General features: G+C 32.9%; 12 protein-coding genes. 5 read left to right on the top strand and 7 right to left on the bottom strand.

The features are described from left to right. Window positions 1-18 precede the first annotated feature (18 nt). Both ACTJIW_RS05885 and murQ read right to left on the bottom strand, forming a co-directional pair. Window positions 19-240 carry a DUF6095 family protein gene (locus ACTJIW_RS05885; protein ID WP_073409714.1) on the bottom strand — a complete coding sequence of 74 codons (222 nt, stop codon included), beginning with the start codon at window positions 238-240 and terminating at the stop codon, window positions 19-21. Between the two features lie 138 nt (window positions 241-378). Then, a complete protein-coding gene (gene murQ / locus ACTJIW_RS05880) occupies window positions 379-1,191 on the bottom strand; it encodes an N-acetylmuramic acid 6-phosphate etherase (protein WP_440714998.1) in 813 nt (270 codons plus the stop codon). Window positions 1,192-1,358: 167 nt separating this feature from the next. On the opposite strand from murQ, the gene ACTJIW_RS05875 reads away from it, so the two are divergent. Then, on the top strand, window positions 1,359-2,498 hold the full coding sequence (locus ACTJIW_RS05875) for a helix-turn-helix domain-containing protein (protein WP_440714999.1): 1,140 nt from the start codon (window positions 1,359-1,361) through the stop codon (window positions 2,496-2,498). A gap of 156 nt (window positions 2,499-2,654) precedes the next feature. Beyond that, the gene (locus ACTJIW_RS05870) at window positions 2,655-5,042 is read left to right on the top strand and encodes a TonB-dependent receptor domain-containing protein (protein ID WP_440715000.1); all 2,388 of its coding nucleotides are present in this window, start codon (window positions 2,655-2,657) and stop codon (window positions 5,040-5,042) included. A 217-nt stretch (window positions 5,043-5,259) separates the two neighbouring features. Here the strand turns inward: ACTJIW_RS05870 and ACTJIW_RS05865 are convergent, their stop codons facing one another. Together ACTJIW_RS05865 and ACTJIW_RS05860 are read right to left on the bottom strand one after the other, a co-directional pair. Then, the gene (locus tag ACTJIW_RS05865; protein ID WP_012024559.1) at window positions 5,260-5,928 is read right to left on the bottom strand and encodes a ZIP family metal transporter; all 669 of its coding nucleotides are present in this window, start codon (window positions 5,926-5,928) and stop codon (window positions 5,260-5,262) included. A 95-nt stretch (window positions 5,929-6,023) separates the two neighbouring features. After that, on the bottom strand, window positions 6,024-6,788 hold the full coding sequence (locus ACTJIW_RS05860) for a class I SAM-dependent methyltransferase (RefSeq protein ID WP_012024560.1): 765 nt from the start codon (window positions 6,786-6,788) through the stop codon (window positions 6,024-6,026). 114 nt (window positions 6,789-6,902) lie between these two features. Between ACTJIW_RS05860 and ACTJIW_RS05855 the strand changes: the two genes are divergently transcribed. The 3 genes from ACTJIW_RS05855 (at window position 6,903) to ACTJIW_RS05845 (ending at window position 9,169) form a co-directional block, all read left to right on the top strand. After that, window positions 6,903-8,066: a THUMP domain-containing class I SAM-dependent RNA methyltransferase gene (locus ACTJIW_RS05855; protein WP_012024561.1), complete on the top strand. Its 1,164-nt coding sequence runs from the start codon at window positions 6,903-6,905 to the stop codon at window positions 8,064-8,066. Window positions 8,067-8,221: 155 nt separating this feature from the next. Further along, window positions 8,222-8,458 carry a hypothetical protein gene (locus tag ACTJIW_RS05850; RefSeq protein WP_012024562.1) on the top strand — a complete coding sequence of 79 codons (237 nt, stop codon included), beginning with the start codon at window positions 8,222-8,224 and terminating at the stop codon, window positions 8,456-8,458. 18 nt (window positions 8,459-8,476) lie between these two features. Beyond that, window positions 8,477-9,169 carry an aspartate/glutamate racemase family protein gene (locus tag ACTJIW_RS05845; protein ID WP_012024563.1) on the top strand — a complete coding sequence of 231 codons (693 nt, stop codon included), beginning with the start codon at window positions 8,477-8,479 and terminating at the stop codon, window positions 9,167-9,169. Between the two features lie 52 nt (window positions 9,170-9,221). On the opposite strand, the gene ACTJIW_RS05840 is transcribed toward ACTJIW_RS05845, so the two are convergent. The 3 genes from ACTJIW_RS05840 to rlmD are packed head-to-tail and all read right to left on the bottom strand — an operon-like array spanning window position 9,222 to window position 11,993. Further along, the gene (locus tag ACTJIW_RS05840) at window positions 9,222-10,046 is read right to left on the bottom strand and encodes a DUF6048 family protein (protein ID WP_073409719.1); all 825 of its coding nucleotides are present in this window, start codon (window positions 10,044-10,046) and stop codon (window positions 9,222-9,224) included. Then, on the bottom strand, window positions 10,018-10,566 hold the full coding sequence (locus ACTJIW_RS05835) for a DUF6452 family protein (RefSeq protein WP_012024565.1): 549 nt from the start codon (window positions 10,564-10,566) through the stop codon (window positions 10,018-10,020). The genes ACTJIW_RS05840 and ACTJIW_RS05835 overlap by 29 nt, the downstream gene beginning before the upstream one ends. 14 nt (window positions 10,567-10,580) lie before the next feature. Continuing rightward, window positions 10,581-11,993 (bottom strand): 23S rRNA (uracil(1939)-C(5))-methyltransferase RlmD, encoded by a 1,413-nt coding sequence (gene rlmD, locus ACTJIW_RS05830; protein ID WP_440715001.1) that lies wholly within the window; start codon window positions 11,991-11,993, stop codon window positions 10,581-10,583. Between the last annotated feature and the right edge of the window lie 241 nt (window positions 11,994-12,234).

The following is a 12,234-nucleotide window of genomic DNA, read 5'->3' as shown; positions in this document are numbered from 1 at the left end:
TTTTAGTAAAGATACAAATTAGTCATTAAATATACCTTTCATAATGATTTTCAATCCTAAGAAAATCAAAACCATAGAACTCAGACAAGCCGCAATTCCAATCCCTAAAACTAAGTAATGCCAATTTGTGTGCTGATTCATAAAAGCATTATAAATCAATGACGGTCCAATAAACATTAAAGGCAGAGCTCCTGTTAGATATTTAATTCCTTTCCCTAATAATTGTTTGTTTGTTGCCATTTTATTTTTTGTTTCAAGTTTTAGGTCTGCTTTGTCTCAAGTTTTAAATTTTGACAAAGATTTATTAATTTAAACTTTGCGTACTTTGCGAAAAAACCTTTGCGCGCTTTGCGGTTAAATAACTAAGCAGAAAACCTTTTACTTTATATAATTGTCAACAGCGTTTCTTACACTGCCGTATTTTTTTAATAATTCTGAAGCTTCTTCATACGAAACCGGAATTTCTCCCATAATCATTTTTACGCCGCGATCAACCAGTTTTATGTTGCTTAACTGCATGTCGACCATTTTGTTGCCTTTTACTTTTCCAAGCTGAATCATCGAAGCAGTCGAAATCATATTTAAAACTAGTTTTTGAGCTGTTCCGGCTTTCATTCTTGAACTTCCGGTAACAAATTCAGGTCCCACTACAACTTCAATAGGAAATTTTGCCGTTAACGCCAGCGGACTTCCGGCATTGTTTGTAATACAGCCTGTAACAATATTATTTTGATTGCAAGTCTCTAATCCGCCAATAACATACGGAGTTGTTCCAGAAGCCGCAATTCCTATAACCACATCATTTTCGCCAATATTATGCGCTTGCAAATCAATCCAGGCCTGTACTGCATTGTCTTCGGCGTTTTCTACTGCACGACGAATAGCAGTGTCACCGCCGGCAATTATGCCATTTACTAAATCAAACGGAACACCAAAAGTTGGAGGACATTCAGATGCATCTACCACACCAAGTCTGCCAGAAGTTCCTGCTCCTATATAAAATAATCTTCCGCCCAGCTTTAATTTTGCCACGATTTGCGGTACTAAAGCTTCTATTTGCGGAAGAGCTTTTTCTACTGCATAAGGAACAGTTTTGTCTTCCTGATTAATATTTGATAACAATTCATGAACAGACATTTTTTCTAAATGCTCGTATTTTGATGATTGTTCAGTGGTTTTCGTAAATGTCATTTTAGTGTTATTTAGACCAGTCAAAATTAATATTTTTTATCTCAATCTTGCAAAGTCTCAAAGATTTATACTCTTTTTTTTCTTCTTATTTTTCTGTATAAAGACTACCCGCAAGCCGTTTTGTTACAAGAACTAAAATATTATATTTGTTTAATATTAATAGACAAATGGATAAACTAAGTTTTTTGAATGGTATTGCCTGGATTGCTGTTTTTGTTTCTATGCTTCTGGCTTTCTTTTTATTTACGGTAAAAACTCAAAATAAACTTGCCAATCGTTTATTTGCTTTCTTTTTTATTTTATCTGCTATTGATCTAAGCGGATTTTTTTTCTATGAATTTATTGACGGACAATTTGATCTTGAGGTTTTTAGATGGACAACCTGTCTGCTAGGAATGCCTTTGTTTTATTTATTTGTTCTTGCTGTATGTTATTCTGATTTTAGATTACAGTGGAAACATTTATGGCATCTCTTTCCGTTTTTGGCAGTTAATTTAATTTTTGTGCCAAGGTTTTATCTGGCAGGTGAAGTAGAAAAAATACAGTTTTTTAGAATACACAATCAAATGCCCGAAATGTTGATCTTTCGTTCAATTGTTGAGTTTCAGTATGTATATTATATTGTGGGTGTATTTTTAATTTTAAAGAAATACAAAAAACTTTATTTAGAGAATTACGCCAATACAGGTTTTTCAACTTATATGTGGCTTTTTCAAATGGCAACCGTTTTCCTGATCGCACATATTATTGTAGTATTAAAAACGTTATTGCGATATACAGATTTAAACGAAACCTTTCTCTGGGCCAATGTTTTGGTAGGAAGCATTGCGTTATTGATTACCTGCTGGTTTATAATGAAAGCCCTGAATCATCCGGAACTTTTCAGGGGAATTAACTCTAAGCTGAAACTCACAAAAGATATTCTGCCCGAAGGCGAAATAAAATCAGAAACCGCAAACTCTCAAAACGATGTAATTACTGCTCAAATTGAGACTTTAAGACAATATATGACTGATAAAGAACCTTATCTCGATCCGTCGCTAACGATACAGGAATTGGCAAACCAGATCAATATTCCAGTTCGCGATTTATCAGTTTTGATAAATCATCATATCGATCAGCATTTTTTTGATTTTGTAAACGAATACCGCATTCAAAAAGCCATGAGTATTTTAAAAAATCCATCAAAAAAAGAACTTACAGTTTTAGAAATTTTATATGAAGTGGGTTTTAATTCAAAATCTTCCTTTAATACTTCTTTTAAAAAATATACCAATTTAACGCCAACGGCTTATAGAAACAGTTGAAAATAAACGTTTTGTAAAAAGTCGTACTTCATAACAAATAAAGTCGAACCAATTTTTGAATTAGAAAATGGTTCGACTTTTTTTTGTCGGTCGCGCAGGGAGATTTTCTAACGCAGCTTTGCTTCAAATTAATCGAACAAGTTAAAATTAGAAATTATGAAAAAGTCAAATCTCCTTATCTTTTTATTATTGCCTTTGTTTTGTTTAGCGCAGTCAACTTTAAAATTAAAAGGAAAAGTGTCAAATGAAACTGCAGGATTAGCATGGGCAGATGTTTCTGTATTCAATTCAGAAGGGAAAATTATTGATGGAACGACAACCAAACAAGACGGAAGTTTTGAAATCAATCTTAAAAAAGGAACTTATAAAATTACAATCAGTCTTTTGGGATATTCAGAATATGAAAAAGAAATTTCAATAGAAAAAGATACAGATTTAGGAATCATTATTTTAAAAGAAACCACAACCAATTTGGGAGAAGTTGTAATTCAAACCAAAAAGAAAACGGTAGAACAAAAGATAGATCGAGTTGTTTATAATGTCGAAAATAATATTTCAGTAACTGGCGGAGATGCGCTTACGGCCATAAATACGGCTCCGGGCGTTGTAGTGCAGAATAATGTTATCAATATTTTAGGAAAAGGCGCGTCGAGAGTCATGATCGATGGCAGAATGATTGAATTATCTGGCGAAGAATTAAATAGTTATTTAAAATCTATTTCTGCCAATGATATTAAAAGTATCGAAGTCATTGCGAATCCGCCGGCAAAATATGAAGCAAATGGAACAGGTGGCATCATCAATATCATTTTGAAAAAAGGAATCCGCGATTCATGGAAAAATGCGACTACAATCTCTTACGACCAAAATAAGTACGGAATTTATACTTTAAGAAATAGCTTTTTCTACAACAAAAACAAATTTAGATTTGCTTTCAGCGGAAATGGAAGAATTGGAAACACCAATAATACAGAAGATTTAGATATTTATTACCCAACAGGGCTTTGGGAATTAAGAGATGTTTCTAAGCAAAAGGAAAACAGTATTTCAGGACGTTTTTCTTTAGATTATGATATTTCAGATAAAACTACAATTGGTTTTCAGTATTTAAACGAAAGTTATAATCCTGATATGAATTCGAATACAGTTATTTCCATTTTTAACAATTCAAATTCAATAGATTCTGTACTTATAAATAAAGGTTTTAATAATAAATATTCAGGAAGCCAGACTTATAACGCACATTTGATTTCTAAACTGGATTCTATTGGCAGAAAAGTAAGTGTTGATGTGGATTATTTTACTTACGACTCAAAATTTGATAAAAATTTCACAGCCAAATCGTATCTGCCAGACGGAACGTATCAAAATACGAATCAGGCAGCACGAAACAACTCGAACCAGAATATTGATAATTTTAGTTTAAAAGCTGATTTTGAACATTCAATGCAAGCTGTTAATTTGTCTTATGGAGGAAAAGTAAGTTTTGTAAAAAGTAACAGTGATGTGTTTTATTACAATACCATTTCGGGAAGTGAAGTTTTGGATCCCAATCAGTCGAACGTATTTGAGTATAAAGAAAACAATCAGGCAGTTTATTTGAATGGAAATAAAAAAATCAATGACAAATTCTCTGTTCAGCTTGGTTTTCGATTAGAAAATACGCAGACAAACGGTTATTCTGCAACTTTAGATCAAGAAGTAAAAAATGATTATTTAAAACTGTTTCCGAGTTTGTATCTGGATTATCAGCTGAATGACAATCATGGTTTTAATTTTACTTACGGAAAACGTATTAACCGTCCGGGATTTGGATTATTAAATCCGTTTCGATCTTATATTAACAGTAACAGTTATTCAGAAGGAAATCCGTTTTTAAGACCGTCTTTCGGTAATAATTTTGATTTTACGTATTCGTTTAAAAAGAATTTAAGAACTAATATTTCCTTCAATAAAACTACTAATGGTTACGGCGTTGTTTTTACTTCAAATCCTGAAATCAATACACAGATTGTAACGAGAGAGAATTATTTTGACGAAAGTTCTTTTGGAATTGGTGAAAGCTATTCGGCAGAAGTTACAAACTGGTTTGAAACACAGACTTCGGTTTATCTTTTAGGTTCAAAAACTTCGTTTATTTCGAATATAAATGCGGTTCCGTCAAATAGTGCACAGGTTTATTTTACAACCGAAAATTCTTTTTCACTGAGTGAAACTACAAAACTGCAATTGGAATATTTTTACAGTTCACCTTTCAAAAAAGGTTTATATGAAATTGGTTATATGGCGGGATTGAATATTGCAATTAGACAAAGTTTCTTGAAAAACAATCTGCAATTGACTTTTTTGGTGAATGATATTTTTAATACTTCTTATTTAAAAGGTTATAAATCGATTGTAAATGGAGTAGTGCAGGTTTACAGCCAGAATGAAAGTAACCGATTTGTGAGATTGTCTGCAACGTATAATTTTGGAAATAAGAAAATTAAAGTTCAGGAACGTGATTTTGGAAATAAAGAGGAGAAAAAACGAACAGGTAAGTAATTAGAAAATTAGTCAATTAGGTAATTAGATAATTCAAAGCTTCAGAGAAGCATGATATTTATAGCATAATCAATTTATTTCCCATGTATAAAAGCTCCAGAGGAGCGGCATAATTTTAAACAATGTAGGTTTCGCTCCTCTGGAGCTTGAAATCAAGGGTAAATAATTGTTATAGATATTCTGCTCCTCTGGAGCATTTTTTATTAAATCGTCCAGATTATAAAAAAGATGCCAATATAATTCCGAGAACGATCATCGAAACTTTGGCGATATTAAATTTGTGTCCTTCGCTGCTTTCAAAAATAATGGTCGAAGAAATATGGAATAAAATACCAATTACAATGGCTGTTATTTCGGTATAATAATCGTTTAAGAATTGTAAATATTGAGAAGCCACAGTTCCAAGCGGTGTCATGAGGGCAAAAGTCAGCATAAAAGCAAAAATAGCTTTTTTGTTAAGATCGGCATTGATAAAAAATGTCGTTAGAATCACAGCAATTGGCAAATGATGAATGGCAATTCCAACCGCCAGATCATGATGATGACTTACCGGAAATCCTTCTAAAAAGGCATGAATACACAAACTGATGAAAAGCAGCCACGGAATTTGTGACATTTTTGCATGACCATGAACATGTCCGTGTTCGGCTCCTTTTGAGAAAAATTCCAAAACAATTTGAAATAAAATCCCAATCATTATAAATATTCCAATTTTATGATTGTGAGTACTGTAAACTTCGGGCAGAAGATGCATTACAGTTAACGATAACAAAAATGAACCGCTGAATGCCAGAAGCAATTTTAAATTGGTTTTGTTTTCGGGTTTTATAAACAAAGCCACACTATATCCTAAAAGTACAGAAAATAAGGGTAGTAGATAATTCATTTTTGTTTAATCGTTTTTTGTTGTTTAATCGTTTAATCGTTGTATTTGTTTAATCGGTTTGACGGTTAAACAAATAAACGGTTTACCAATTAAACCTATTTAAAAATCATGATTAATCTTTCGCTTTCGGTTTTATGGAATTTTTTAAGCTTATAATCTCCAAAGATATCTAAAAGATAGATTCCGGCTTCATCCATTAAATCCTGAAAATCTTTTAAAGTTAAGGCTTTTACTTTTTCGGTAAAATGGTATTTTCTGCCTTGGTCTTCAAAATCAATTTCTTTTAAAATATGTCCGTCTTCCACATATCTTTTGATGTGAAAATCAATTCCGTCAACGGTTTTAACTTCCTCAGGAACGAGAGTTTCAATTACCTGATTTACATTCATAAAATCGATAACGGCAAAACCATATTCAGATAAGCTTTCTTTGATGGCTTTTAGTGTTGTCAGGTTATCATCATCATTTTCGAAGTAGCCAAAGCTGGTAAAAAGATTAAAAATGGCATCGAATTTTTCCTCAAAAGGTTCGCGCATATCGTGCACTTTAAAATGAAGATGTTCGTTGCTGTTTTTATTGGCTTCAGCGATGCTGTTTTCAGATAAATCTGCGCCTAAAACATTATAACCTAATTGGTTTAAGTAAATAGAATGGCGCCCTTTTCCGCAGGCTAAGTCAAGAACTTTAGCTTTTTCGGGAAGATTTAAATAATGCGTTAAATTATCCATGAAAATCTGAGCTTCTCTATAGTTTCTATCCTTATACAGAATATGATAATATGGAGTATCAAACCATGATGTAAACCAGTTTTCAGTGTTTCTTTCCTGATTTGGTGTTGATGAGTTCGGTGCGTCAGACATTTATTCTATTTCAATTAATTCAAAGTCCGGCAAATTTAGTGTATTTTTGCCGAAAAATAACTATTTCGCGGCATCTGTCTGCGATTGGGGTTGTTTTTAATACAAAAAGTAAAAATGGAAGAAAATTTTAGAATGATAGCCAAATGTTTTTTTGGCTTTGAGGAAATATTAGAGAAAGAATTGCGCACGCTTGGGGCTCAGGATGTTGAAAAAGGAGTGCGTATGGTAAGTTTTAAAGGAGATAAAGGTTTTATGTACAAAGCCAATTTGTCGCTTAGAACTGCATTAAAAATCCTGAAACCAATTTATTCTTTCAGAGCTAACAATGAACAGGCTTTGTATAAAGGAATTTCGGGCATTAACTGGTCGAAGTTGTTAAACGCTAATCAGACTTTTGTAATCGATTCAACAGTTCATTCTACTTATTTTAATCATTCTGAGTTTGTTTCTCAAAAATGTAAAGATGCTATTGTTGATCAGTTTAGAGAAAGAACAGGACAACGACCAAGTATTGATAAACAATATCCGGATTTAAGAATTAATGTTCATATTGATAAAGATCAGGTTTCTGTTTCTTTAGATACTTCCGGAAGTTCACTTCATCAGCGCGGTTACAGAACGGCTACTAATATTGCGCCTATAAACGAGGTTTTAGCGGCTGGGATTCTTTTATTATCAGGCTGGGACGGACAAACTCACTTTTTAGACCCAATGTGCGGATCTGGAACTTTTCTTGCCGAAGCAGCTATGATTGCCTGCAATATTCCGGCAAATATTAATCGTAAAGAATTTGCTTTTGAGAAATGGAAAGACTGGGACAACGATTTGTTTGATACTATTGTTGACAGTTTGATGAAGAAAACAAGAGAGTTTCATTACACTATAAAAGGTTTTGATAAAGCGCCAAGTGCTGTAAGCAAAGCGAAAGACAATATTAGAAATGCGAATCTTGAAGATTATATAACAATTCATGAAGATAACTTTTTTGATACTGAAAAAGAGGTAGAAGGAAAACTGCATATTGTTTTTAATCCTCCGTATGATGAGCGTCTGGATATTCACATGGAGCAGTTCTACAAAAATATCGGCGATACTTTAAAGAAAAATTATCCGGGAACAAATGCGTGGTTTATAACTGCAAACCTTGAAGCTTTAAAATTCGTTGGATTAAAACCGTCAAGAAAAATTAAACTTTTTAACGGAAGTCTTGAAGCACGTTTGGTAAAATACGAAATGTACGAAGGAAGTAAGAGAACGAAGTTTCAGGTTTCTGAATAGTTACAAAGTAACAAAGGTTCAAAGTAACAAAGGTTTTAAAACTTTGCACGCTTTGAATCTCAAAAAAATGAAATAATAAGTCAAGTAAATAATATAAAGCTTCAAGTCGCAAAGAAAAAAACTTTGTCCCTTTGCAGCTTTGAATCTCAAAAAAAATGACAAAACTACAAGTAAGAGCATTTCTATATCAATTAGGATGTTTCGCAATTCTATTTATTTTAGGAAGATTTTTGGTGGCAATGTACACGGGTCTAACGGGACTTTGGATTCCTATGACTGCTTTTATCGCGGCTACTTTGATTTCGCCTAAATTTCAGGCCGTGAAAACAAAAGACGGCGAGAAACTTTTTATGAAATGGATTTTTATAAAAGGAATTAGAGAAATTGGATAAAATTTTTAAATCAGCAATATGAAAAAAATTGGACTTATTGGCGGTATAAGCTGGGTTTCGACTACAGATTATTATAAACTTATAAATCTTGGAATAAACGAAAAACTGGGAGGTTTAAACTTTTCTGAATGTTTGGTTTACTCTTTCAATTATGCTGATATTAAAAAGAATAACGATAACAACGATTGGGATTCTACTTTTAAGATGCTTTTTAAAGGCTGTGAATTTTTAAAATCGGGCGGGGCAGAAGCTATTGTTTTATGCGCCAATACGATGCATTTAATTGCAGATAAACTTCAGGAAGCAATTGGTCTTCCTGTTATTCATATTGCTGCCGAAACAGCGATTGAAATTCAGAAACAGAATCTTAAAAAAGTAGGTTTATTGGGAACCAAGTTTACAATGGAGCTTGATTTTTTTAAAGATAAATTAAAACAAAAAGGAATTGAAGCTGTAATTCCAGCCAGTCAGGAAGATAAAGATTTTGTTCATTATACTATTTTTGAAGAACTGGGGAGAGGAATTGTGACAGATGAAACAAAGAAACGTTATCTTGAAATTGCAGACGAATTAATTAAAAACGGAGCAGAAGGTATTATTTTAGGATGTACAGAAATTCCGTTAGTAATAAAAGAAGGCGATTTATCTGTTCCTATTTTTGATACGACTTTAATACACGCAAAAGCAGCTGTTGAATTTCAGTTGTCTTAAATAAAAAAGCCCTGAATTTTTAAATTTAGGGCTTTTTTTATGAATTAAAACGTTACTTTTTTGGAGCTTGGTTTATGATTTCAGGTACAATTGTTTTTTTCTTGTAGATAGGAATGAAATACGAAACAGTGTAATTGAATCCTACTCCAAAACTTCCGTCATACGTTCTGTTGAATCCCGGAATGTAAAGATTATCAAATCCTGAAGGTTTGTTGTTCATTGCCAAAAGTTTAAGCTGTACACCAAATCCAACAAAGATATTATTGAAAACTTTGGCTTTAACTCCCAATGCAACTTCTAACCATGCAGCAGATAATCCGTTGTATTTTTGATTTGCGGATATTGCGGGTTGTTCTCCCCAATACGGATTTGGATTGTAGATTTTATAACTGTTTAAATCCTGGCTGAAAGAACTAAAACCTCCTCTTAAACCAATCGTAATAAGGTTTTCCATGTCAAGCCAGTTGTCATATAAATTATAATCAAAACCTCCTTTTATGTACGTTCCTGTAGCTGTAGAATTTAATCTATCGTCATCTGTAGTTTTATCTTCAAAACCTAATTCGGCTGCGATGTAATACTTTTTAGTTAAACGCCAGTCTGCTGTAAACTCAATTCCTTTATAATTTTTATCATAAAAGCCTCTGGTTAGTTTATATAGATCGACACCTACTCTTAAACCATAACGATCAGTTTTTATAGAAATACTGTCTTTTTTAATTTCTTTGACTGCAGGTTTTGCCGCAACTTCAGTTTTCGGTTTTTGATCATCAAGATCTCTTACTGTTACGGTATCTTTTATTACCACCTGAGAATATCCCAAGAACATTGATAAAAGAAAACAAAGACTAAAAGTATACTTTAACGTGTGTTTCATTTTCAAGTTCGATATTAGAATTAACTACATTTATATTCAGCATCCAAAGTCCGTCACCAGCGGGATCTGTTCTTATTAATCCTGAATTGGCGGTATTATCACGAGGATTTAGTGTAAAAGTGGTTTTAAAACCGCAGGCTCTCGAAACATAAACACTTTGAGTTTCATAATTAAACGTCAAAACATCAATATTTGGAGTTGCGCTTGTTGCATTATAAATAAACTTGTATGTTGTTGTTTTTGCATCTGTTTTTAACGGAATAGAAATAGTATTTGCATTTGTTAAATACTTAGTTACCGAAGTTCCGGTTTCGTTAAAAATAATTGCATCAGTATCCTCTTTACCTTCGCCGACTACTTTTAAATTGGTAACCGTTTTAAGACTTGTTGGAGCTGCGTTATCATAAAATGTAATTACAAGTCTGGGAGTTGTAGGCGTATTTGCATCGCAAATATCATCTTTCTCACAGCTGGACAAGCCAAAAGTAAAAAGTAATAAAAGAGAGATTATTTTTTTCATTTACAGTTTTATAATTATCGAAGTTCTAAAAGTACAACATTTTCAACATGATGCGTTTGAGGGAACATATCAACCGGACGTACGCGTGTTACTTTGTATTTTTCGTCCATTAAAGCTAAATCACGTGCTTGTGTTGCAGAATTACAGCTTACATAAACTACTTTTTTAGGCGCAATTTTTAAAATCTGATCGATAACCGCAGCGTGCATTCCGTCTCTTGGAGGATCTGTAATAATAACATCTGGTTCTCCGTGCTGTGCAATAAAAGCTTCGTTGAATACGACTTTCATGTCTCCAACAAAAAACTCACAATTGGTAATATTATTGCGTTCTGCATTTGCTTTAGCGTCTAAAATTGCCTCAGGAACACTTTCTACACCAATTACTTTTTTTGCTTTTTTAGAAACGAACTGTGCAATAGTTCCTGTTCCTGTATACAAGTCATAAACAGTTTCTTCTCCTGTTAGTCCTGCATAATCACGTGTAATTTTGTATAATTCGTAAGCCTGATCAGAGTTGGTTTGGTAAAAAGATTTAGCATTAATGCTGAATTTTAAGCCTTCCATTTCTTCTAAGATATAATTTCTTCCTTTGTAAAGTTTTATATCCTGATCGTAAATAGTATCGTTTTGTTTGGCATTTACCACATATTGTAAAGAGGTAATCTGCGGGAATTTCTCGTATAAATGATCTAAAACCAATTCGCGGTTTGCTTTATCATCTTCAAAAAACTGGATCAAAACCATGATTTCTCCGGTTGAAGCCGTACGTATCATTAAAGTTCTTAAAAGACCGGAATGTTCTCTTGGATTAAAAAAAGCTAAATTATGCTCGTTGGCAAAAGCTCTAATTTCGTTTCTAATAGCATTTGACGGATCTTCCTGTAAATGACATTTTTCAATGTCCAGAATCTTATCCCACATTTTCGGAATATGAAAGCCTAATGCATTTCTGTTTCCTAAATCTTCAGTGCTTCCTATTTCTTTTTCGGTTAACCAACGGCTGTTAGAAAACGAAAATTCCATTTTATTTCTGTAAAAAAACTGCTTTTCCGAACCCAAAATAGTTTCAAATTCCGGCAATTCAACTTTTCCAATACGCTGTAAATGATTTTTTACTTCGTTTTGTTTGTAATACAGCTGCTGGCTGTATTTCATATTCTGCCATTTGCATCCGCCGCAAACACCAAAATGTTCGCAGATAGGATCTACACGATGTTCTGATAATTCGTGAAATTTTACGGCTTTTCCTTCGTAATATGCTTTTCTTTTTTTGAATGTTTGTACATCAACAACATCTCCAGGAACGACATTTGGAATAAAGATAACTTTTCCGTCAGGAGCTTTTGCTACTGATACTCCCTTGGCTCCGGCATCAAGAACCTGAATTTGATGAAAGACAACTTTGTCTGTATTTTTTCTTCCCATAGCGCAAAAATAAGCCTTTGTAAACTTTTACAAATTTTATTTTCATAATATTTTATCAAATTATGTAATTTGCTAGTTTAATTAACTTTAAAAGTTAACTTTGTTTCTGCTATTGAGCCCCAAGCTGCAGTATATAACCTATAGTTTTGTTATGTTTTATGAAATTATATCATAACCTTTCGCAAATTAGCTTTTTGAAAAAAAGTTATGCGTTTAAATTTTTGTTTGTTGCTTTTATAGG

The sequence above is a fragment of the Flavobacterium sp. 22659 genome (assembly GCF_052044235.1).
GTDB classification, from domain to species: Bacteria; Bacteroidota; Bacteroidia; order Flavobacteriales; family Flavobacteriaceae; genus Flavobacterium; species Flavobacterium johnsoniae.
Note: the sequence above shows the minus strand (reverse complement) of the source record. Positions and strands in the feature narration are given on the sequence as shown.

What these genes read in the sequence shown, in the direction of transcription:
- ACTJIW_RS05885 (WP_073409714.1), bottom strand. Translation starts at nt 240, where the DNA reads ATGGCAACAAACAAACAATTATTAGGGAAAGGAATTAAATATCTAACA.
- murQ (WP_440714998.1), bottom strand. Translation starts at nt 1,191, where the DNA reads ATGACATTTACGAAAACCACTGAACAATCATCAAAATACGAGCATTTA.
- ACTJIW_RS05875 (WP_440714999.1), top strand. Translation starts at nt 1,359, where the DNA reads ATGGATAAACTAAGTTTTTTGAATGGTATTGCCTGGATTGCTGTTTTT.
- ACTJIW_RS05870 (WP_440715000.1), top strand. Translation starts at nt 2,655, where the DNA reads ATGAAAAAGTCAAATCTCCTTATCTTTTTATTATTGCCTTTGTTTTGT.
- ACTJIW_RS05865 (WP_012024559.1), bottom strand. Translation starts at nt 5,928, where the DNA reads ATGAATTATCTACTACCCTTATTTTCTGTACTTTTAGGATATAGTGTG.
- ACTJIW_RS05860 (WP_012024560.1), bottom strand. Translation starts at nt 6,788, where the DNA reads ATGTCTGACGCACCGAACTCATCAACACCAAATCAGGAAAGAAACACT.
- ACTJIW_RS05855 (WP_012024561.1), top strand. Translation starts at nt 6,903, where the DNA reads ATGGAAGAAAATTTTAGAATGATAGCCAAATGTTTTTTTGGCTTTGAG.
- ACTJIW_RS05850 (WP_012024562.1), top strand. Translation starts at nt 8,222, where the DNA reads ATGACAAAACTACAAGTAAGAGCATTTCTATATCAATTAGGATGTTTC.
- ACTJIW_RS05845 (WP_012024563.1), top strand. Translation starts at nt 8,477, where the DNA reads ATGAAAAAAATTGGACTTATTGGCGGTATAAGCTGGGTTTCGACTACA.
- ACTJIW_RS05840 (WP_073409719.1), bottom strand. Translation starts at nt 10,046, where the DNA reads ATGAAACACACGTTAAAGTATACTTTTAGTCTTTGTTTTCTTTTATCA.
- ACTJIW_RS05835 (WP_012024565.1), bottom strand. Translation starts at nt 10,566, where the DNA reads ATGAAAAAAATAATCTCTCTTTTATTACTTTTTACTTTTGGCTTGTCC.
- rlmD (WP_440715001.1), bottom strand. Translation starts at nt 11,993, where the DNA reads ATGGGAAGAAAAAATACAGACAAAGTTGTCTTTCATCAAATTCAGGTT.